Here is a 21,558-nt window from a genome sequence, read left to right as displayed (position 1 = left end):
GCATCCTGTCGCGTTATGAAAGATTCGACATGTTTCTCTGCGTCACCATGCCGATCTACTCTCTGCTGATCGGTAGCCGTCGATCCGAGCGCGACCCGTGTCGGGCGGCTGCCGGTCGGAGGGAGGTAGAGATGGCTCTTGCCCACAGGTCCGTGCTCGTCGGGGTGGCCACGCTGACCATGCTGGCCGCCGCCACACCCGCGCTGGCCGCCGAACCGACCGGGGTGATCCGGGCGGCGGGTGGGGACACCGCGGTGGCCGACAGCTACATCGTCGTCTTCAAGGACACGGCAGTCAGCCGGAACACGGTCGCCGACAACGCCCGCCGCCTGGTCGGCCGGCACGGCGGCTCGGTGGCCCGCACCTACGGCGCGGCGCTGCGCGGCTTCGAGGTCCGCGTGGACGCGAAGGCCGCCGCGCGGATCGCCGCGGACCCCGCCGTGGCGTACGTCGAGCAGAACCACACCGTCTCGATCGCCGGCACCCAGACCAACCCGCCGTCGTGGGGCCTCGACCGCATCGACCAGCGGAACCTGCCGCTGAACAGCTCCTACACCTACCCGAACACGGCGTCGAACGTGCGCGCCTACATCATCGACACCGGCATCCGGTTCACGCACAACGACTTCGGCGGCCGGGCCGTGTCCGGCTACGACGCGATCGACGGCGGCTCCGCCGACGACTGCAACGGCCACGGCACGCACGTCGCCGGCACGGTGGGCGGCTCGGCGTACGGGGTGGCCAAGGGCGTGCAGCTCGTCGGCGTCCGGGTGCTCAACTGCCAGGGCAGCGGCACCAACGCCCAGGTGGTGGCCGGCATCGACTGGGTGACCGCGAACGCCGTCAAGCCGGCGGTGGCGAACATGAGCCTCGGCGGCTCGGCCAACAGCGCCATCGACACGGCGGTCACCAACTCGATCAACTCCGGCATCACGTACGCGGTCGCGGCCGGCAACGGCGACATCTTCGGCAACCGGCAGAACGCCTGCAACTACTCGCCCGCCCGGGTGGGCCCGGCGATCACCGTGGGCGCGACCCAGAGCAACGACGCCGCCGCGAGCTTCTCCAACTACGGCACCTGCGTCGACATCCTGGCGCCGGGCGTGGACATCACCTCCGCCTGGTACACGAGCAACACGGCGACGAACACCATCAGCGGCACCTCCATGGCCTCGCCGCACGTCGCCGGTGCCGCGGCCCTCGTCCTGTCGGCCAACCCGACGTGGACTCCGCAGCAGGTGCGCGACAACCTCGTCGACAACGCGACGCCGAACGTGGTGAGCAACGTGGGCACCGGCACCCCGAACCGGCTGCTCTACGTCGTGAACGGGGACACCCCGCCGCCGACCAACGACTTCTCCGTCTCGGTGTCGCCCACCTCGGGCTCCACCGCGCCGGGCGGGTCCGTGACGGCGACCGTCGGCACGGCCACCACGAGCGGCTCCGCCCAGTCGGTCAGCCTCTCCGCGAGCGGGCTGCCGAGCGGGGCCACGGCGTCGTTCAGCCCGTCGACGGTGACCTCGGGCGGCTCGTCCACCCTCACGATCGCCACCTCGGCGAGCACGCCGCCCGGCACCTACACGGTCACCGTGACCGGCACGGGCACGGCCGGCAGCCGTACGGCCACGTACACGCTGACCGTGACCGGAACCGGGGGCGGCTGCTCCGGCACGAACGGCACCGACGTGGCGATCCCGGACACCGGCGCCACCGTGTCCAGCCCCATCGTGATCTCCGGGTGCGGCCGCAACGCGTCGGCGAGTTCCCAGATCGCCGTGAACATCGTGCACACCTACCGCGGCGACCTGGTCATCGACCTGGTGGCCCCGGACGGTTCGTCGTACCGCCTGAAGAACAGCAGCATCTTCGACGGCGCCGACAACGTGAACACGACCTACACGGCCAACCTGTCGAGCGAGGCGGCGAACGGCACCTGGCAGCTGCGGGTGCGCGACGTCTACTCGGGTGACAGCGGCTACATCAACACCTGGACCCTGACCCTCTGACCAGCGACGGACGAGGGCCCCTCCCGGTCGGGAGGGGCCCTCGCACGTGCGTCAGACCGCGAAGGTCGCGGGGCGCTCGGTGGCCGGCGCCGGCGGGGTCGCCTTCCAGAGCCCCACCTTCTGCGCGAGCAGCCGGCTCAGGAAGGCCGGGTTGAGGATCACGTACCGGCGCCAGAGCCGCCTGGGCTCCAGGCCGAGACGCCAGAACCACTCGAGGCCGGCCCGCTGCATCCACGCCGGGGGCTTACGGAGCAGCCCGGCGTGGTAGTCGAAGGCCGCGCCGACGGCCATCAGCGGCATGTCGAGCAGCGGCCGCATGGCGTACGCGAAGACCTCCTGGCGGGGGCAGCCGAGCCCGACCAGCACGAGCCGGGCGCCGCTGGAACGGATGCGGTCGGCGATCTCGGCGTCCTCGCCCGGCTGCACGGGGCGGAACTTCGACGGCTCCACACCGGCGATCTTGAGCGCCGGGAACATCCGTTCCAGCGCCGGGATCAGCCGCGCCAGCGTCTGCTCGGTCGAGCCGTACAGGTAGACCGGCAGGCCCTCGTCCGCACAGCGGGAGAGCACGTGCAGGGTCAGCGTGGGGCCGTACACCCGGTCGGTGAGGCCGGCGTGGTGCAGCAGGTTGAGTGCCCACCGGACCGGCTGCCCGTCGGGCGTCACCACGTCGAACGCGTTGAGCCGGGCGTTGTGCGCCGGGTCGAGCACGCCGGTCATCACCCCGTGCACGGCCAGCGCGGTCAGCGCCAGCGGGCGGCGCTCCTGGGCGGCCGCCACCACCTGCTCGGTCGCCTCGGCGTACGTGGTGGCGTCGACCAGGACGCCGAGCACGTTCCGTTTGCGCTGCGGGCTCATGCCGCCGGCACCCACTTCTCCACGTTGGCCTCGTAGATCTCGCGCATGATCATGGGTACGTCGTAGATCTGCTTCCACTCCGGGTAGTCGGCCTGGAACGCCTCGTTCGACCCGATCCACCACTTGTGGTCACCGACCCGGTTCTCCTCGACGTACTCCGAGATCATCTCGTGGCCGGTGATCCGCTCGGCCTCGGCGAACGCCTCCCGCATGGAGATGTTGGAGTGCCGCCCGCCGCCCAGGTTGTAGACCGCGGCCGGGCGCGGGTTGCGGAAGAACGCCTCGAACGCGGCCACCACGTCGGAGCTGTGGATGGCGTCCCGGACCTGCTTGCCCTGGTACCCGTAGATCCGGTACTTGCGGCGCTCCATGTTGGCCCGCATGACGTAGCCGAGGAAGCCGTGCAGTTCGGTGGCCGAGTGGGCCGGCCCGGTGAGCGTGCCGCCCCGGAAGCAGGCCGTACGCATGCCGAAGTAGCGGCCGTACTCCTGGACCATCACGTCCGCCGCGACCTTCGAGGCCCCGAAGATCGAGTGCAGGCTGGAGTCGATCGACATGTCCTCGCGGATGCCCTGCTCGTACGGGTGCCCCGGCTCGATCTCCCAGCGGGTCTCCAGTTCCACGAAGGGGAGGCTGTTGGGCCGGTCGCCGTAGACCTTGTTGGTCGAGCAGTGGATGACCGGCGCCTCGATGCAGTGCTCGCGGACGTTCTGGAGGACGTTGAGCGTGCCGCCGGCGTTGACGTCGAAGTCGGTGTACGGGTCACGGACGGCCCAGTCGTGCGACGGCTGGGCCGCGGTGTGGATCACCACGGCGATGTCCGAGCCGTACCGGCGGAAGACCGCCGCCAGGGCGTCGCGGTCCCGGATGTCGATGGTGTGGTGTGTGTAGGACGACCCCAGCTCCGTGACGAGGCGCTGGACGTTCCACGCGGTCGACGCCTCCGCCCCGAAGAACCGCTGCCGCATGTCGTTGTCGATGCCGACCACGTCGAGGCCGAGGCCGGCGAAGTGCCGCACCGCCTCGGAGCCGATCAGACCGCCCGATCCGGTCACCAACGCGACACTCACACGCCACTCCTGGTTTATGGGAGGCAGAAACCATCGGAGCATAGCGTGACGGGCGACATGCCCCGGTACGCAGCGAGGGCCCCGCTTCCGCGGAGCCCTCGTCTGGTGGTGGGGAAGGGGGGAGTTGAACCCCCACGCCCTTTCGGGCACACGGACCTGAACCGTGCGCGTCTGCCATTCCGCCACTTCCCCGTGGCACGACCAGATCACTGTAATCCGTGTCGACCTCGCCGTCTGCGGCGGGGCCCGGCACATATTACGCTGTCCCGGTCATCGCCACGAGCGGTTACCGTTCGTGGCGGACGAAAGAGTAGCACGACGACAGCGGCCCGTCCGAACGGGCCGGGAGCAGGCGGCCGAGCGGCGTGTGAGCTGCGCGCGCGCCGGCCGGATACCATCATGTCCTCGGGACCCGAGGAGGAGCCGGTGAGCGTGCTGCAACGCTTCGAGAAGCGTCTGGAAGGCCTGGTCGAGGGGGCCTTCGCCAAGGTCTTCAAAGGGGTGGTCCACCCCGTGGAGATCCTCAACGCCATGCAGCGGGAGGCAGAGGCGCACAAGGCCATCCTGGCCGGTGGACGCACTCTGGTGCCCAACCGCTACGTGATCGATCTCTCGCCGTACGACCACAGTCGGCTGGCGCCCTACGCCGCCGCGCTGGCCCAGGAGCTGGCCCAGTCGCAGGCGGAGTTCATCGGCGAGCAGGCCTGGACGGTCTACGGCGACGTGATCGTCGAGATCGAGCGTGGCGAGGGCCTGGACACCGGCATGTTCCGGGTGACCGCCGAGGTCTACACCGGCGGCGACGTCGCCCCGGTCCCGGGCCCCGGCTACGACGCCGGCCCGCCCGCCTACCCGGCGTACGACCAGGGTGGCGGCTACGGCCCTCCGCCCGGCCACGGCGGCGCGCGCAACGTGCGGCTGGTCTCCGGCGACGGGCGCACCTACCCGCTGCAGATGGGTTCGACCGTCATCGGCCGGGGTGACCAGGCGAACCTCCGGCTGCCGGACGTCGGCATCTCCCGGCGACACGCCCGGCTGGACTTCGACGGCGGTCAGGTCGTGCTGACCGACCTCGGCTCGACCAACGGCACGATGGTCAACGGCCAGCGGGTCTCCGCGGTCGCCCTCAACCCGGGCGACATGATCCAGCTCGGGACCACCACCCTGACCTTCCGCGTGGACGGCTGATCCGCCTTGCCGGAACTCGTCATCACCGTCGCCCGGTTCGGGTTCCTGATCCTGCTGTGGATCTTCGTGTTCACGGTGGTCGGCGTCATCCGTCGGGACCTGTTCGCGGGTGCCCGGTCGGGCCGGCTGGTCGCCGCACCCCGGACCCTCGGCGCCGCGACCGGGCCGGCGGCGAAGCCGGCCAAGGTCAAGCGGGGCAGGGCGGCGCACCAACTGGTGGTGACCGCCGGTCAACTGGCCGGCACCCGGATCACGCTCGGTGAGGCACAGATCACCATCGGTCGCGCGGAGGACTCCACCCTCGTCATCACCGACGACTACGCGTCGGCGCGGCACGCCCGCCTCGTGCCGCGTGACGGGCAGTGGTTCGTCGAGGACCTCGGTTCGACTAACGGCACCTATCTGGATCGCGCTAAGGTCACCGGACCAACCCCCGTCCCCCTCGGCGTGCCGATCCGGATCGGCCGCACTTCCCTCGAATTACGGCCATGACTCTGACCCTGCGCTACGCGGCCCACAGCGACCGCGGTCTGATCCGAGACGGTAACCAGGACTCCGTCTACGCCGGGCCGCGGCTACTCGCGGTCGCCGACGGCATGGGCGGCATGGCCGCCGGTGACGTCGCCAGCAACATCGTCATCGGTGCCATGGCGCCACTGGACGAGGACGTCCCGGGTGACGCCCTCGTCGACGCGCTGCGCTCGGCCGTGGGCGCCGCCAACCAGCAGCTCCGCGACACCGTGGACGCGAACCCCCAGCTGGAGGGCATGGGCACCACGCTGACCGCGACCCTCTTCTCGGGCAGCAAGCTCGGCATGGTGCACATCGGCGACTCGCGGGCGTACCTGCTGCGCAACGGCGAGTTCACGCAGATCACCAAGGACGACACCTACGTCCAGATGCTCGTCGACGAGGGCCGGATCAGCGCCGAGGAGGCGAGCAGCCACCCGCAGCGGTCGCTGCTGACCCGCGCGCTCGACGGCCGGGACATCGACCCGGAGTACTCGGTGCGCCAGGTGCTGCCCGGCGACCGCTACCTGATCTGCAGCGACGGGCTCTCCGGTGTGGTGAGCGCCGACACGATCGCCGAGACCATGCGGGAGTACGCCGACCCGCAGCAGTGCGTCGAGCGGCTCGTCCAGCTCGCGCTCCGCGGCGGAGGCCCGGACAACATCACCGTCATCATCGCCGACGCCACCGACGAGGACATCGTCGAGGCGACGCCGATCGTCGGAGGGGCCGCCGCGCGTGACCGTGGCATGGCCACCTCGGCGGACACCTCCACCCCGGCCGCCCGCGCGTCCGCGCTCTCCGCCCCCCGGTCCGCCACTCCCGAGGAGGAGCCGGCCGGCGACGACGACGAGCCGGAGCGGCGCCGGCACCGCCCGGTGCGCGCCGCCGCCATGACGCTCGCGCTGCTGGTGATCCTCGGCGGCGGGCTCTTCGCGGGGTGGAGCTACACCCAGCGGCAGTACTACGTCGGCGCCACCGAGGACGGCCAGGTGGCCGTGTTCCGCGGGATACAGGGTCAGATCGCCGGCCTGGACCTCTCCACCGTGCACTCCCGGAGCCCCGCGGACCTGAACGACCTGACCCTGGCCGCGCAGGAGCAGGTCAAGCAGGGCATCCCGGCCAAGAGCGAGCCGGACGCCGAGCGCCGGCTGGCGGAGCTGACCAGCGACAGCCCGACGAACCCGAACCTGAAGCCCCTCTGCCCGCCGAGCCTGCCCGCGACGACCGGCTCGCCGAGCCCCGCCCCCACGTCCGCCCTGGCCTCGCCCACCCCGAGCGGCAGCGCCGCCGCCGGCACGCCGACGGGCAGCCCGAGCGCCGCCGTCAGCTCCAGCCCGAGCGCCATCGGCAGCGCCGTGGCCGGGACGGCGCCCACCAGCCCCGACGCCACGCCCTCCGACACGGTTCCGCCGGTGCTCGACCCGGCCAACTGCCGGTCGCCCGAGTGAGCACCGGCCCGACCCAGAGGACCAGTTTGTGACCGCAGCGGCCACACCGGCAGCCTCGCCCGCCACCACGGGCGAGCAGCCGGGCGTACGCCTGGCCCGGTCCCGGCGCAACGCCGAGCTGTCCCTGCTGCTGCTCGCCATGGTGCTGGTGGCCGCGTACGGGGCGACCGTCGAGGCGAACATGCTCGACACGGTCACCCCGGACTTCTGGGTGCCCGCCGCCGCGCTCGGCGCGGTCTTCCTCGGCCTGCACCTGGTCATCCGCTTCCTCGCCCCGTTCGCCGACCCGGCGCTGCTGCCGGCGGTGGCGCTGCTCAACGGCCTGGGTGTGGGGTTCCTGCGCCGGATCGACCTCGGCGAGGCGCTCCCGCCCGAGCGGGAGACGCTGGCCGTCTTCGCCGGTCAGGGAGGTCGCCAGCTCGCCTGGACGCTGGTGTCCGTGATCCTCGCGGCCGCACTGCTGGTGATCATGCGCGACCACCGGTCCGTCTCCCGGTACGCGTACACCCTGGGTCTCGCCGGCATCGTGCTGGTGATGATCCCGGCGGTGCTGCCGGGCCGGTTCTCCGAGATCAACGGCGCCAAGCTGTGGATCAAGTTCGGCGAGAGCTTCTCGATCCAGCCCGGTGAGTTCGCCAAGCTGGCCCTGCTGGTCTTCTTCGCCTACTACCTGGTCCGCAAGCGCGAGGTGCTCTCGCTGGCCAGCCGGCGGTTCCTCGGCATCGACTTCCCCCGGGGCCGCGACCTCGGCCCGGTGGTCGTCGTCTGGTTGATCAGCCTCCTGGTCCTGATCTTCGAGAAGGACCTGGGCACCTCGCTGCTGTACTTCGGCATGTTCGTGGTGACGCTCTACATCGCCACCGAGCGGGTCAGTTGGCTGCTCATCGGTCTCGTGCTGTTCTTCGGCGGCGCGTACCTCGCCTACTTCCTCGGCTCCACGGTCGGCGGGCCGTTCGCGAACTTCTACCTCCGCGCCGAGATCTGGCTGGACCCCTTCGCCGACCCCCACGACAAGGGCTACCAGCTGGTGCAGGGGCTACTCGCGCTCGGCACCGGCGGCCTGTTCGGGGCCGGCCCGGGCGGCGGCCAGCCGGGTCTGCTCCCCGAGGTGCGCAACGACTTCATCTTCGCGGGCATCGGCGAGGAGATCGGGCTGTTCGGCCTCTCCGCGCTGCTGGTCGTCTACCTGCTCATCGTCGAGCGCGGGCTCCGGGCGGCGCTGGCGGTCCGCGACTCGTTCGGCAAGCTGCTGGCCGGTGGTCTGGCGTTCACCCTCGGGCTCCAGGTCTTCGTGATCGTCGGCGGGATCAGCAAGCTCATCCCGCTGACCGGCCAGACCACCCCGTTCCTCTCCGCCGGTGGCTCGTCGCTGATGGCCAACTGGTTGCTCATCGCCGTCCTGCTCCGGGTCTCCGACGGCGCGCGCCGTCCGGTGACGGCGGGCGGCGGCAAGGCCGCCCGGCCCTCCGCCGGCCCGCCCGAGCAGCTGCACGGTGCCCCCACGGAGGTGATCAGGCCGTGAACGCACCGCTGCGCCGTGTCGGCGTCGTCGTCATGATCCTCTTCGGGTTGCTCTTCGCGAACCTGAACTGGATCCAGGCCTACAAGGCCGACGAGTACCGCAACAGCGACTACAACGGCCGCGTCCAGGTGGCCGAGTACGAGCGCAAGCGCGGCAACATCGAGGCCGGCGGGCGGGCCCTGGCCACCAGCAAGGAGACCACCGGCGAGCTGAAGTACCTGCGCACGTACCCGGACGGGGCGAAGTACGCGCACGTCCTCGGCTACAAGCCGGTCAACCTCGCGGCCACCGGCATCGAGCGGATCGAGAACGACTTCCTGGCCGGCACCAGCGACCAGCTGATCGGTGACCGGATCAAGGACATGTTCACCGGTGACCAGACCGGCGGCGGCAACGTGCTGCTCACGCTGTCGAACAAGGCCCAGGACGCGGCGTACGACGGGCTGCGGAACAACGACCTGGGCGTGAAGCGGGGAGCGGCGGTCGCCATCGACCCGCGTACCGGCGCGCTGCAGGCGCTCGTCTCCATGCCCAGCTTCGACCCGAACCCGCTGGTCAGCCACGACTCGAAGAAGGCCCAGGCGGCGTACAACGAGCTGGAGCAGGACGCGAACGGCCCGTTGAAGAACCGGGCGCTGACGGAGACGCTGCCGCCCGGCTCCACCTTCAAGGTCGTGGTGGCCGCGGCGGCCCTGGAGAACGGCATCACCAAGGACACCGCGATCCCGGCCGGCTCCAGCTACACCCCGCCGACCTCGGGCACGCCCATCCGCAACGCGGCGGCGAGCATCTGCCCGGAGGCGCAGGTCACGCTCATGGAGGCCGTCACCGAGTCCTGCAACACCGGCTTCGCGAAGCTCGGCGTCCGGCTTGGCGCCGACGCGATCAAGGAGAAGGCCCGGCAGTTCGGTTTCGAGCAGGACGACCTGACCGTCGGGCAGCTCGGCGAGGACGGGCTGCCCGTGGCGGCCAGCCACACCGGCACCATGCAGAACGCCGATGGCGGGGACGACCCGGCGGCGCTGGCCCAGTCGTCGATCGGGCAGCGGGACGTGCGGATGACCCCGTTGCAGGGTGCGCTGATCGCCGCCTCGGTCGCCAACGGCGGCAGCCAGATGCGGCCGTACCTGGTGCGGCAGCTGCTCGCTCCGGACCGCACGACGAGCTACTACACGGCGAAGGCGCGCGAGCTGCGCCAGCCGATCAGCGGTCAGGTCGCGAGCGACCTCCGGGACATGATGGTCAGCGTCGTGGAGAACGGCACCGGCCGGAATGCGCAGATCAACGGGTACACGGTCGGCGGCAAGACGGGCACCGCCCAGTCCGCGCCGGACCGGCCCGACCACGGCTGGTTCATCGGCTTCGCCCTCGACAAGAACGGCACGCCGATCTCCGCCGTCTGCGTCGAGCTGGAGCAGGCGGGCTCCGGGGGCAGCGCCGAGGCCGCCAAGATCGCCGGCCGCATCATGCGGGCCGTCATCGCCGACCCCGGGAGCCGCTGACATGCTCAGTCCCGGGGTCCAGCTCGGCAACCGCTACCGCCTGGACGAGCGGATCGCCAGCGGTGGGATGGGTGACGTCTGGCGCGGCACCGACCAGGTGCTCGGCCGGACGGTCGCCGTGAAGAGCCTGCTCCCCGCGCTGCTGGACGAGCCGGGCTTCGCCGAGCGGTTCCGCGGCGAGGCGCGGACGATGGCCACCATCAACCACCCCGGTGTGGTGGACGTCTACGACTTCGGCAACGATCAGCAGATCGCCTTCCTCGTCATGGAGTACGTCGAGGGCGACCCCCTCTCGGCGACGTTGAACCGGGTCGGGCGGCTCACCCCGGCCCGTACGATGGCGCTCGTCGCGCAGGCCGCCGACGCCCTGCACGCCGCGCACGAGAAGGGCATCGTGCACCGCGACGTGAAGCCGGGCAACCTGCTCGTCCGGCCGAACGGCACGCTCGTGCTGACCGACTTCGGGATCGCCCGATCCGACCTGGTGGGGCAGCTCACGGCGGCCGGCTCGGTGCTCGGCACGGCGTCGTACATCTCTCCCGAACAGGCCATGGGGCAGGTCGCGACGCCCGCGTCCGACGTCTACGCGCTCGGGGTCGTCGCGTACCAGTGCCTCGCCGGCCGCCGCCCGTTCGAGGGGGACAACCCCCTCGAAATCGCCATGAAGCACGTCCAGGAAACCCCCCGGCCGCTGCCGGCGGACATCCCGCCGCAGGTCCGGGCGGTGGTGGAGCGGGCGATGGCGAAGGATCCGGCGGCCCGCTGGCCGAGCGCCGCCGCGCTGGCCAGCGTGGCGCGCCAGCTGAAGGTGGCGCTGTCCCAGCAGGCCCGGGCCGCCGGCCAGACCCGACCGATCTCCGGCGCGCCCGCGTCACCGGCCGCCGCGCCCGGACGGGCCCAGGTGCCGGCTCCACAGCAGTCGCGCCCGGTCCCGGCACCGCAGCGACCCCCGACCGTCGCCTCGCCGGCGCGCCCGCCCGCCGCGGCGGCCCGCCCCGGCATCGCGGCGTCCGCCCCGCCGCCGCGACCGACCGTGGTCGCCCCGGCGGCCGGGCAGCCCCGGCCACCCATGGCCGCGGCCAGCTACCCGCGTGGCGCCGCCCCGGTGCCACCGGCACCGATCCGTCAGGACCAGCCGCCGGCGTACGTGGGGCAGCCCGGCGCCGCGGTGTCGCCCGCACCGGGGCGGACCCGCCCCGGCATGGTGCTCGTGGCCGTTCTCCTTGCCGTACTGGTCCTGCTCTGCTCCGGCGTGATTTCCTACAAGCTGCGAAAGAGCGGGCAGGCCGAGTCCGCGGGGCTCGGCCCGCGGGCCGTGGTGTCCGGCGCGCTACGGTTCGACGGACGCGACGATCTGACCGGTACGTCGTACCGTCACAGTGAGGGGCTCCGGCCGGCGAGCGGCGAGACGACGACGAGCGAAGGACGACAGACGCGATGACAGCCCAGGCCCGCCTGCTCGGAGGCAGGTACCAGGTCGGCGAGCTGCTCGGCTACGGCGGTATGGCCGAGGTGCACCGCGGTCGCGACCTGCGGCTCGGTCGGGACGTCGCGATCAAGATGCTCCGCACGGACCTCGCCCGGGACGCCACCTTCCAGATGCGGTTCCGCCGGGAGGCGCAGAACGCCGCCTCGCTCAACCACCCGGCGATCGTGGCCGTGTACGACACCGGCGAGGAGACCGCGCCGACCGGCGAGACCCTGCCGTTCATCGTCATGGAGTTCGTGAACGGGCGGACCCTCAAGGAGGTGCTGGCCGCCGAGGGGCGGATCCAGCCGCGACGGGCGCTGGAGATCTGCGCCGACGTGTGCGCGGCCCTGGAGTTCAGCCACCGGCACGGCATCATCCACCGGGACATCAAGCCCGGAAACGTCATGCTCACCCAGACCGGCCAGGTCAAGGTGATGGACTTCGGCATCGCGCGGGCCCTGGCCAGCGGCGCCACCACCATGACGCAGACCAGCGCCGTGATCGGCACGGCACAGTACCTGTCGCCCGAGCAGGCCCGGGGCGAGGCGGTCGACGCCCGTTCCGACGTCTACGCGGCCGGCTGCGTGCTCTTCGAACTGCTCTGCGGCCACCCGCCGTTCGTCGGGGACAGCCCGGTGAGCGTCGCCTACCAGCACGTACGGGAGGCGCCGCCCACGCCGAGCGACATCAACCCGGACGTGAACCCGGCGGTCGACGCGATCGTCCTGAAGGCGCTGTCGAAGAACCCGCTCAACCGCTACCAGAGCGCCGCCGAGATGCGTGCCGACCTGCTGCGGGCCGCCGCCGGCCGGCCCGTGCTGGCGACCCCGGTGATGCGCGAGCAGGAGACCATGCCGATGGCTCCGGCGGCGGCCGCTCCCGGCTACCGGGCGGGCGGCGCGGCCGCCCCGCCGACCGGGCAGATCCCGGCCCGGGTCGGTGACCCGCGCCGCCGTCGCGCCTCGTCCTGGCTGATCGCCACGTTCGCCGCCGTCGGTGTGCTCGCGGTGATCGCCCTGGTCGCCGCGCTGCTCTGGAACGAGCAGGACAAGCCCCAGCGGGTCGCCGTGCCCACCGTCACCGGTCTGACCCAGCAGGAGGCGTTCACGAAGATCCAGCAGGCGGGTCTGGCACCCCAGTCGGGTGATCCGGTCCTCAGTTCCGACTGCACGCCGAACACGGTGGCCAGCCAGGACCCGACGGCCGGCACCCAGTTGGAGCGGGAGCGCACCGTAATCGTCCGCATCTGCGGCGGCAAGCCGGAGGTCGCCATCCCGACCGGGCTCGAGGGCAGCAAGGTCGACAGCGCGACCGCACGGCTCCGCGAGGCGAACCTCACCGTCGACGTCAAGGAGGTCGACAGCGAGGAGCGCGAGGGCATCGTCGTCAAGGTGTCACCGGCCGAGGGCCAGAAGGTGCCCGAAGGGACGAAGGTGACCCTCGAGGTGTCGCGCGGCAACATCCGCGAGGTCCCCAACGTGGAGGGCCTCGGCCGGGAGGAAGCCGTCAGGACGCTGCAGAACGCGGGCTTCCGGGTCGACGTCGACCTCGGCGACGAGGTGCCGGCCGAGGAGGCCGGCAAGGTCCTCAAGCAGAGCCCGAAGGGCAAGCAGCCTCGCGGAACCAAAATCACGATCGTCGTGTCCGTGCCCGAACCGGAGACGCCGCCGACGAGCAGCTCTCCCACGCCGACGCCGACGGAGACGCCGAACGGACCCCCCACGGGTGGTGGCGGTGGCCTCCCGGTGATCCCTCCACCGGCGGACCTCTCCGGCAGGGACTGAGCATCGCCGGCACCGGTACGCAGAGAAGCGACGCGGTCCGGGGAAGCGTGCGGTGCGAGCGCTGACGGGCCTGTGCGGCAGGCCGGACCGCCGGCGACGGCGTCTGCTCCGCACGGCCGCCCTGCTGCTGGTCGCGCTGCTTCTCGTCAGCGTTCCGTGGCTGTGGACGACGATCAGCGCCCGCGGGCACGCGTACGACGTGGACGGGCCCCGGTCGCCGATGTCGTGATGGTCCTCGGCACGGCGGTGGACGGGCAGCAGCCGGGAGAGCGACTGGCCGGGCGCCTGGAGACGGCCGCCGAGCTGTGGCACCGCGGGCGGGCCCGGGTGGTGCTGGTCTCCGGGGACGGGCGTGGCGCGTCCGGCGACGAGCCGGCGGTGATGACGTCGTACCTCACCGAGCAGTTGGGCGTCGACCCGCTCCGGGTCGTGGCCGACCCCTACGGTCTCGACACCTACGACAGCTGCATCCGCGCGCGGGAGGTGTACGGAGTCGAGCGTGCGCTCGTCGTCACACAGTCGTACCACCTGTCCCGGGCGGTGACGTTGTGCCGGCATCTGGGCCTCGACGCCGACGGGGTGGACGCCCGCTGCTCCGGCTGCGGTGCGACCCTGCTGGCCCGCAAGGCGGTACGGGACTACTTCGCCAGCGGCAAGGCTGCCTGGGACGCCGTCCGGCGCAGGCCGCCCGCGGTCAGCTCACCCCCCAGCCGCGAGGTGGACGACGCGTTGACGAGGTGACGTCGGGGTGCCGACGTTCCCGGAGCCGTGCCCCGCCGGCCCTGCCGATTCTCGGGGCGCGGCGTCAGGCGGCCGCGAAGGCGGCGCGGCGGCGGGCATCGACCTCGGCGGCCAGTGCCGGGGCACGCTCCAGCGCCTCGGGGTGACCGCAGCCGGCCAGCCAGTTGGCGAGCATGAGGTGCCCGCCCTCGGTGAGCACCGACTCCGGGTGGAACTGCACGCCCTCGATCGGCAGGGTGCGGTGGCGCATCGCCATGACCACCCCGGACCCGGTCCAGCCGGTGACCTCCAGCTCGTCGGGCAGCGTCTCGGGCAGCACGGCGAGGGAGTGGTAGCGGGTCGCGGTGAACGGGTCCGGCAGGCCCGCCAGGACCCCGACCGAGTGGTGCCGCACCTCGGACGTCTTGCCGTGCAGCAGCTCGGGCGCGCGGGCCACGGTCGCGCCGAAGGCCTCGCCGATCGCCTGGTGGCCGAGGCAGACGCCGAAGATCGGCACCTCGCCGGCGTAGCGGCGGACGACGTCCAGGCAGATGCCGGCCCGGTCGGGGCTGCCCGGCCCGGGCGACAGCAGGATGCCGGCCGCGCGGACGCGTCCGACCTCGGCGACGTCGATCTCGTCGTTGCGTCGTACCTCGCACTCCACACCGAGCTGGCCCAGGTACTGCACGAGGTTGAACACGAACGAGTCGTAGTTGTCGATCACGAGTACACGCATGAGGTCACCGGTTCGGGGAGGCGGGCGGGGTGTTGTTCCGCTCGGTGTCGTACGGCAGGTCGTGCTCGTCACCCGGCGGCGCGTCGCCCGGGATGACGTTGCCCGCCGGGCCGCCGGGCTCGCCGGAGTCCTGGGTGACCTGTACGTCGTCGAAGGGCAGCAGGGGTTCCGCCCACGGGAAGACCACGTACCAGAGCAGCGCCACCGTGGCGGCGACGAGCAGCACCGAGCCGGTCAGCTTGCCGGCCAGGCCGAACGGCAGCTTGCGCCAGATCCACGCGTACATGACGGCTCAGCCTCCGAGCTCCGCCGGGCGGCCCGCCGACTTCGGCTGGGTCCGTTCCAGCTCGGCATGGATGATCAACCGCTGGTAGTTGTCGAACTTCGGGTTGCAGGTGGTGAGCGTGAGCATCGCCTTGGTGGGCTTCTCGTCGGGCTTCCCGGGGACCGGCGCCACCACCTCGACCTGGGTGGGCTTGACGATCCGGGACTGCGAGACCTTGTAGACGTACCAGTCGGTCTTGCTCTCGACCACGATCGCGTCACCCTTGTCGAGCTCGTCGAGCCGCCAGAACGTGGCCCGGTTCCGGTGCCCGGCGACGGCGAAGTTGCCGACCTCGCCGGGCATGGCGCTGTCCGGGTAGTGGCCCGGCGCGTACCGGATGTCCGCCTGGGTCACGCCCTGGACGACGACCCAGTTCTTGTCGAGCTTCGGGATGTAGAGCCCCGCGAGGGGCTTGCCGTGCGCCGGCGGCTTCTGCTTGACCGACGGCGTCGGCGAGGCGGCGACGGTCGGGTCGCCCGTCGGCCCCCACGCCTGCGCGAGCTGCTGGCTGAGGTCGTTCTGGTGTGCGTCCACGATCGCGGACTTCCCCCAGACCTCGTAGCCGGCGAAGAGCAGCACCACGAGGCCGAAGGTCATCAACAGCTCGCCGGTGACCCGCAGGCCCGTACGCAGCCGGGACCCGAACGACGGCCGGGTCAGCTCCGAGTAGACGCTCTTGTAGCCCTCACCGGTCTGCTCCGGGCGCAGGCGGACCACCCGCTCGCCGCGCCGGGGGCGCGGTGGTTCGGCGGGGGCGGTGTCGACCGGGTCGTCGGTCTCCGGCGGCTTGGGCACCGCGCCCATGAGCGCCGTGGAGTCGAGCGCCGGGTGGCGGGCCGGGGTCGTGACGGCCGGGATGAGCGCGGTGGCCGCCGGATCGGCGGCCGGCGACACCGGCGCGTTCGGCCCACCGGACGGCGGGACGGGTCCGCTCGACCCGCGGCGGGAGGCGACCGGCGGAAGGAACGCCGTCGGGCCGTCCGGGCCGGCGGCCGGCGGGCCACCGCGGCCGGGTGCCGACGGACCGGGCGTCGGCGCGCCGGGCGCGGCGGCGTACGGAGCGCGGTCGTCGGCGCCCCGGGCGGACGTGGCCGGGCGGGACGGGCGGCCCTCGGGCGCGGCCGGGTGGGAGGGGCGGCCCTCGGGCGTGGCCGGCCGGACCGGCGACGCCGGCCGGTACGACCCGTCGGCGGTGCCGTCGCCCCAGCCCGGAGCCCCGGCCGGGAAGGAGTGCCCAGGATCGCCGGGACCATGGGTCGATGCGGCGCCGGGCCAGGGCGGCGGGGGCGAGGCGGGGCCGGCCGGCGGTCGGAGCGGTTGGGTGAAGCGCCCGCCGTTCCCGGGTCGGGGCGCGAACGCCGAGGCGTCGTCGGCCACCGCGCCGTCCCCGGGCACTCCACCCGCTGCCGACGGGGCGGCGTGCGACCGGCGCGGCAGGGGGTCGGACGCGGTGGAGGGCGGTGGGGTGGTGGGCGACCGGCGGGGCAGCGGGTCGGAGGCGGACGGCTGCGGGGCGGGATGCCGTGGAGGCTGCGGGGTGGCCGGCGCGCGGGGCGGTAGCACCGGGTCGGGCCAGGCGCTCCGCGGGCGGCCGTCCGACGGCTCGTCCCGGTCGGCCGCCGGGTCGACCGCCGGCAGGAAGGCGGTCGCGTCGTCGCGGACGTCCCGGTGTCGCCCGTCGGGCCGGTCGCCGGTGCTCACCCGAGCACCTTGGCCGAGCGCAGCGCGGTCGAGTCCTCGAAGGCCGGCACGGTCACCGTGGAGACGGACTCCCGGTAACCGAGCTGGTAGTCGTCGACCGCGGCCTTGAACCACCGGACTCCCTCGGACTCGGCGAGAGCCCGTTGCATGGCGGCCGGATCGCCGATTGCTACGATCTTGAACGGTGGGGAGTACACCCGGCCGTGCAGCAGCAGGGTGTTACCGACGCAGCGTACGGCGCTGGTGGCCAGTACGCGGACATCCATGATCGACATGGCCTCGGCGCCGCCGGCCCAGAGCGCGTTCACGACCGCCTGCACGTCGCCCTGGTGGACCACCAGGTCGTCGTTGGTGACCCCCTCCGGCAGGCGCTCGTCCTTGCGCGGGGGCGCGTCGTTGAGTTCGACGGTGATCCCCGGCCCGGTGAGCGCGGTGAACCCGGCCGCCTCCCGGCTGGCGACGGCCCGCTCCTGCTGTGCCTTGATCGGGCCGTCCTGCTCGGCGAGCGCGGCGGTGTGCTCCTCGACGTCCTGGCGCAGCTCCGCGGCGCGCTGCTCGCTGGCGGTCACCTGCTGGCGGCGCTCCTCGATCAACTGCGTGAGCTGGGGGCGCCGGTCCTCTCGCAGGGCGGTGCCGCCCGCCGTGGTGGCGGTCGTCGTGAAGAGGAGTCCGGCCGCGGCGGCGATCACGGGCACCCCGATAGACCAGCCCGGCCGTCGTTGCCGCCGTCGCCGTGGCAGCAGCCCGGCGACGGCGCGCCGGAGCACCTTCTGCCAGGAGGCCGCGCCGGATGTGTACTCCACCGAGCGTTCCTTCCCGTCGTACCCCGCCGGCTTCCCGGCCGGAGGTGGACCCGTGACAACCCACCTATTCTGGTCACTCCGCGCATCCGCCTGACCCCATTCGTGGCCTGGGCGCGTCTTCCGGACTACGCTAGCTGTCGAACATTATTGGCCATGGACCGTCGCCCCCGCGCCCGGTTGACAGGCCGGACGAGGTCGTAATATCCCCCTCTGGAGAGCGTCGTGCCCAAGTCTCAGGTCCGCAAGAAGAAGGTGTACACCCCGCCGACGGACGTGCGCCCGACGGCGACGGCGGCGACGCGTAAGCCTAGCCCGGTCTGGCTGCCCATCACGGCGGTCGCGCTCATCGTCGCCGGCATCGGCTGGTTGGTGGTCTACTACCTCTCCGAGCAGGCGTACCCGGTCATGTCGTGGGGTTACTGGAACCTCGCGGTGGGCTTCGGCGCGATGGTCGCCTCCCTGATCCTGCTCTCCCGCTGGCGCTGACCCCGCGGCGTCCCCGTCGCACCGGGGGCGGACCCGGCCCGGGACGCCCCGCGGAGCGGATCCACCTCACTCGACGTCGCCCCCGTCCGGCGGATCCGGGCGGGGGCCCCTATGGTGTGCGCAGGGCGGCGCGGCCCGGGTGCGAGAAGACTCACGTTACTGCTGGGTAACCTTGCGCGTAGGCTGCACTGCATGACCGAGCGGAGCGCGGTCATCGACCGGTCGGGTCGAGGGTGTGGCAGCGGCGGCTCGCCGATCGCGTCCCGTCCCGGGCACCGGTCGCCGAGCCGCTCGACAGGCAGCAGACCGGGAGGCCAACTCGATGGGCAGCGTCCAGATCGTCACCACGATCCTCGCGGCCGCCATCACCGCCGTGGCGGTGGGGCTTGCGGTACGCGCGGTCCTGAAGATGGTGGCAGTCATCCGGCTCGGTCAACCCGCTCCTGAGCGGTTCACCGACAAGGCCACCCGCACCCGGACCATGCTGGTGGAGACCGCCGGCCACACCCGCATGCTCAAGTGGAGCGTGGTGGGCGCCGCGCACTGGTTCGTGATGGTCGCGTTCATCGTGCTGTCGCTGCTGGTGCTGGAGGCGTACTTCGAGGTGGTCGCCGTCGACGGCGAACTGCCGATCATCGGGCACTGGACGATCTTCGGCCTGGCCACCGAGATCATCGGCGTGTTGGGCCTTGCCGGGATCCTCGTCCTGATGGCGATCCGGCTGCGTAACCGGCCCAACCGGCCGGGCGGCCGCTCCCGGTTCACCGGCTCGACGATGTGGCAGGGCTACTTCGTCGAGTGGGTCGTGCTGCTCGTGCTGATCTTCGGCTTCCTGATCCGCGGGTTCAAGGTCGCCACGGACCACTTCGCGTACCCCGTGTGGGCCACCCCGGTCAGCCACGCGATCGGCAACGCCCTCCCGGCCTGGGAGGCCGGCGTCAACGTCTCCGCCCTCGTCAAGATCGTGATCTCGATGACCTGGCTCATCGTGATCTCGCTGAACGTCACGATGGGCGTGGCCTGGCACCGCTTCCTCGCGTTCCCCAACATCTTCTTCAAGCGCGAGCCGGCCAAGGCCGCCGGTTCCGGCCTCGGCGCCCTGCGCCCGATGACGAGCAACGGCAAGCCGCTCGACTTCGAGGAGGCCGACCCCGAGAAGGACCAGTTCGGGGTGGCCCAGGTGGAGCAGTTCACCTGGAAGGGCCTGCTCGACTTCAGCACCTGCACGGAGTGCGGCCGCTGCCAGTCGCAGTGCCCGGCCTGGAACACCGGCAAGCCGCTGTCGCCGAAGCTGCTCGTGCTGAGCCTGCGCGACCACGCGTACGCCAAGGCGCCCTACCTGCTGGCCGGCGGCGGCAAGGACCTCACCGGCGAGGAGAAGGCCACCGAGGCGCAGCTCGCCCACGTCGACGTGCTGGCCCTCGCCGAGGGCGACCGTCCGCTGGTCGGCACCGCCGAGGAGGGCGGGGTCATCGACCCCGACGTGCTCTGGTCCTGCACCACCTGCGGCGCCTGCGTCGAGCAGTGCCCGGTCGACATCGAGCACGTCGACCACATCGTCGACATGCGCCGGTACCAGGTGCTCATCGAGTCGAGCTTCCCGTCCGAGGCCGGCGTCATGCTGCGCAACCTGGAGAACAAGGGCAACCCGTGGGGCGCACCGCAGAACACCCGCGAGGACTGGACCAAGGGCCTGGACTTCGAGGTGCCGCGGGTCGGCGAGGTGGACGACTTCGAGTACCTCTTCTGGGTCGGTTGCGCCGGCGCGTTCGAGGACCGGGCGAAGAAGACCACCCGCGCCGTCGCCACCCTGCTGCACGAGGCCGGCGTGAAGTTCGCCATCCTGGGCGAGGGCGAGACCTGCTCGGGCGACCCGGCCCGCCGGATCGGCAACGAGTTCGTCTTCCAGATGCTCGCCCAGCAGAACGTGGAGACCCTGAACGAGGCGTTCGAGGGGCGGGAGAAGAGCAAGCGCAAGATCGTCGCCACCTGCCCGCACTGCTTCAACACCCTCGGCAACGAGTACGGCCAGCTCGGCGGCGAGTTCGAGGTCGTGCACCACACCCAGCTGCTCGCCCACCTCGTGGCCACCGGCAAGCTCACCCCTGTACAGCCCGTCGACGGCGGCGTCACCTACCACGACCCCTGCTACCTGGGCCGGCACAACCGGGTCTTCGCCCCTCCGCGTGAGGTGCTGGGCACCGCCATCGAGGGCGAACTCACGGAGATGCCGCGCAACAGCGAGCGCTCCTTCTGCTGCGGCGCCGGCGGTGCCCGCATGTGGATGGAGGAGAAGATCGGCAAGCGCATCAACGTCGAGCGCGTCGAGGAGGCCATGGCCACCGGCGCGAAGACGGTGGCGGTCGGCTGCCCGTTCTGCTCGACGATGCTCAACGACGGCGTCAACGGCAAGGGCGCCGGCGAGCAGGTCGAGGTGGTCGACGTGGCGAGCGTCCTGCTGCGGTCGGTGAAGCCCGAGCAGGCGCAGGGCGACAAGGAGGCCGAGCCGGTCGCCGGCTGACCGCGTACGCCCGCGGGAGCCTGTGCGCGACGGCGGTGGCACCTGACCACCGCCGTCCCGCGTCGTGCGCTCAGGCGGTCGTGGTGGTCATGATGGCCGCCGTGCTGGCGGCCGTCGTGGCCGCGATCACCGCGGCCTGCGTGTCCGCGATCGCCCGCTTCGTGGCCTCGGACGCCCAACTCCCCTCGGAGATCTCCGCGAGCCGCCGCTTGACCTGCGACCGCGGCAGGTCGCGGAAGAGCTTGCGGTCCAGACCCACGGCCCGGGTGAGGCTGACCAACGCGGCGGTACGGGGCTCCACCGGCCCGTCCGAAGACACGGCGGCGAGCATCCGCTGCCGGGCCTGGGTCTCCACGACCGGCTCCGCGCCCGTCGGCGAGGGATAGCGGGTACGCGGGAAGACCCACAGCACGCGGTCGGACTCGCGGCGCAGCACGCCCGCCTCGACCAGCCCGTCCAGCACCCGGTCCGGCAGATCCTTGGCGAGCAGCCGGACCCAGTCCCGGGGCCGGCGACGCTTGGGGTCGGTGGCGATCCGGGCGAGCGCGTCGTCCAGCAGCGGCGTGCCGAGCGGGTCCGTGCCGGTCACCACGAGCCGGCCGTCGGCGACGGTGACCCGTCCGGCGAGCGCGAGTTCGAGGAGCAGGGCACCGGCGAGACCGAAGCCGAGATGGGGGGCGCCGAGCCGGTTGACGCCGGCGTCGTCGTAGCCGAGGAGGGCGAGTTCGTGCGCGAGCGTGAGATCCGCCATGAGCCGACGGTAGCGGCACGCGGCCATCGGACACCGTTCGTAGGCGTGCCGTCGCACGGGGGTCACGACGCGCTGGGCCGCCTTGATTCCGCTCCGGCGCTTCCCTATCGTGGGGCACCGACCGCTGAGGGTCGTCTGCCCTCGCCCCTCTTC

19 protein-coding genes and 1 tRNA gene are annotated in these 21,558 nt (G+C 72.1%); 12 read left to right on the top strand and 8 right to left on the bottom strand.

Annotated elements, in window-relative coordinates:
• The first annotated feature begins 131 nt into the window (after positions 1–131).
• Complete coding sequence (locus D7I43_RS10595) at positions 132–2,006, top strand: S8 family peptidase (protein ID WP_120328254.1); 1,875 nt, start codon at positions 132–134, stop codon at positions 2,004–2,006.
• Positions 2,007–2,057: 51 nt separating this feature from the next.
• On the opposite strand, the gene D7I43_RS10590 is transcribed toward D7I43_RS10595, so the two are convergent.
• From D7I43_RS10590 to D7I43_RS10580, 3 genes are all read right to left on the bottom strand, one after another.
• Entirely contained in the window at positions 2,058–2,864 is an 807-nt protein-coding gene (locus D7I43_RS10590; protein ID WP_120328382.1) for a WecB/TagA/CpsF family glycosyltransferase, read from the bottom strand.
• On the bottom strand, positions 2,861–3,976 hold the full coding sequence (locus D7I43_RS10585; RefSeq protein ID WP_192902117.1) for an NAD-dependent epimerase/dehydratase family protein: 1,116 nt from the start codon (positions 3,974–3,976) through the stop codon (positions 2,861–2,863). Before D7I43_RS10585 ends, D7I43_RS10590 begins: the two co-directional genes overlap by 4 nt.
• Before the next feature lie 64 nt (positions 3,977–4,040).
• Positions 4,041–4,126 (bottom strand) — tRNA-Leu (locus D7I43_RS10580).
• Between the two features lie 207 nt (positions 4,127–4,333).
• Here D7I43_RS10580 and D7I43_RS10575 point away from each other — a divergent pair.
• From D7I43_RS10575 to D7I43_RS10540, 9 genes are read left to right on the top strand one after another with little or no spacing between them, the layout of a single operon-like run.
• Complete coding sequence (locus D7I43_RS10575) at positions 4,334–5,122, top strand: FhaA domain-containing protein (protein ID WP_120328252.1); 789 nt, start codon at positions 4,334–4,336, stop codon at positions 5,120–5,122.
• A 6-nt stretch (positions 5,123–5,128) separates the two neighbouring features.
• Positions 5,129–5,614 carry an FHA domain-containing protein FhaB/FipA gene (locus D7I43_RS10570; protein WP_120328251.1) on the top strand — a complete coding sequence of 162 codons (486 nt, stop codon included), beginning with the start codon at positions 5,129–5,131 and terminating at the stop codon, positions 5,612–5,614.
• Positions 5,611–7,083: a protein phosphatase 2C domain-containing protein gene (locus D7I43_RS10565; protein WP_120328250.1), complete on the top strand. Its 1,473-nt coding sequence runs from the start codon at positions 5,611–5,613 to the stop codon at positions 7,081–7,083. Before D7I43_RS10570 ends, D7I43_RS10565 begins: the two co-directional genes overlap by 4 nt.
• 28 nt (positions 7,084–7,111) lie before the next feature.
• Complete coding sequence (locus D7I43_RS10560; protein WP_120328249.1) at positions 7,112–8,605, top strand: FtsW/RodA/SpoVE family cell cycle protein; 1,494 nt, start codon at positions 7,112–7,114, stop codon at positions 8,603–8,605.
• The gene (locus D7I43_RS10555) at positions 8,602–10,107 is read left to right on the top strand and encodes a peptidoglycan D,D-transpeptidase FtsI family protein (protein ID WP_120328248.1); all 1,506 of its coding nucleotides are present in this window, start codon (positions 8,602–8,604) and stop codon (positions 10,105–10,107) included. Before D7I43_RS10560 ends, D7I43_RS10555 begins: the two co-directional genes overlap by 4 nt.
• 1 nt (position 10,108) lies before the next feature.
• Positions 10,109–11,548: a serine/threonine-protein kinase gene (locus D7I43_RS10550; protein WP_120328247.1), complete on the top strand. Its 1,440-nt coding sequence runs from the start codon at positions 10,109–10,111 to the stop codon at positions 11,546–11,548.
• Positions 11,545–13,362: a Stk1 family PASTA domain-containing Ser/Thr kinase gene (pknB, locus tag D7I43_RS10545; protein WP_120328246.1), complete on the top strand. Its 1,818-nt coding sequence runs from the start codon at positions 11,545–11,547 to the stop codon at positions 13,360–13,362. The genes D7I43_RS10550 and pknB overlap by 4 nt, the downstream gene beginning before the upstream one ends.
• 52 nt (positions 13,363–13,414) lie before the next feature.
• Positions 13,415–13,591 (top strand): hypothetical protein, encoded by a 177-nt coding sequence (locus tag D7I43_RS33570; protein WP_240032898.1) that lies wholly within the window; start codon positions 13,415–13,417, stop codon positions 13,589–13,591.
• Positions 13,591–14,103 carry a SanA/YdcF family protein gene (locus tag D7I43_RS10540; protein ID WP_240032897.1) on the top strand — a complete coding sequence of 171 codons (513 nt, stop codon included), beginning with the start codon at positions 13,591–13,593 and terminating at the stop codon, positions 14,101–14,103. Before D7I43_RS33570 ends, D7I43_RS10540 begins: the two co-directional genes overlap by 1 nt.
• 64 nt (positions 14,104–14,167) lie before the next feature.
• On the opposite strand, the gene D7I43_RS10535 is transcribed toward D7I43_RS10540, so the two are convergent.
• Genes D7I43_RS10535 through D7I43_RS10520 form a run of 4 tightly spaced genes read right to left on the bottom strand, consistent with a single transcriptional unit; the run spans position 14,168 to position 17,647 of the window.
• Positions 14,168–14,818, bottom strand: a complete 651-nt coding sequence (locus D7I43_RS10535; protein WP_120328245.1) for an aminodeoxychorismate/anthranilate synthase component II — start codon at positions 14,816–14,818, stop codon at positions 14,168–14,170.
• 4 nt (positions 14,819–14,822) lie between these two features.
• A complete protein-coding gene (locus tag D7I43_RS10530; protein ID WP_120328244.1) occupies positions 14,823–15,104 on the bottom strand; it encodes a hypothetical protein in 282 nt (93 codons plus the stop codon).
• Positions 15,105–15,110: 6 nt separating this feature from the next.
• Positions 15,111–16,844: a class E sortase gene (locus D7I43_RS10525; RefSeq protein WP_240032896.1), complete on the bottom strand. Its 1,734-nt coding sequence runs from the start codon at positions 16,842–16,844 to the stop codon at positions 15,111–15,113.
• Positions 16,841–17,647 carry a DUF881 domain-containing protein gene (locus D7I43_RS10520; protein WP_120328243.1) on the bottom strand — a complete coding sequence of 269 codons (807 nt, stop codon included), beginning with the start codon at positions 17,645–17,647 and terminating at the stop codon, positions 16,841–16,843. The genes D7I43_RS10525 and D7I43_RS10520 overlap by 4 nt, the downstream gene beginning before the upstream one ends.
• A gap of 222 nt (positions 17,648–17,869) precedes the next feature.
• Between D7I43_RS10520 and D7I43_RS10515 the strand changes: the two genes are divergently transcribed.
• Both D7I43_RS10515 and D7I43_RS10510 read left to right on the top strand, forming a co-directional pair.
• Complete coding sequence (locus tag D7I43_RS10515; protein ID WP_091126805.1) at positions 17,870–18,133, top strand: cell division protein CrgA; 264 nt, start codon at positions 17,870–17,872, stop codon at positions 18,131–18,133.
• A 322-nt stretch (positions 18,134–18,455) separates the two neighbouring features.
• Entirely contained in the window at positions 18,456–20,654 is a 2,199-nt protein-coding gene (locus D7I43_RS10510) for a (Fe-S)-binding protein (protein ID WP_120328242.1), read from the top strand.
• Between the two features lie 70 nt (positions 20,655–20,724).
• Here D7I43_RS10510 and D7I43_RS10505 read toward each other — a convergent pair whose 3' ends face one another.
• Positions 20,725–21,405, bottom strand: coding sequence for a GOLPH3/VPS74 family protein (locus tag D7I43_RS10505; protein WP_240032895.1), 681 nt, complete (start codon positions 21,403–21,405; stop codon positions 20,725–20,727).
• Between the last annotated feature and the right edge of the window lie 153 nt (positions 21,406–21,558).

The organism is Micromonospora globbae (assembly GCF_003610785.1).
GTDB lineage: Bacteria > Actinomycetota > Actinomycetes > Mycobacteriales > Micromonosporaceae > Micromonospora > Micromonospora globbae.
Note: the sequence above shows the minus strand (reverse complement) of the source record. Positions and strands in the feature narration are given on the sequence as shown.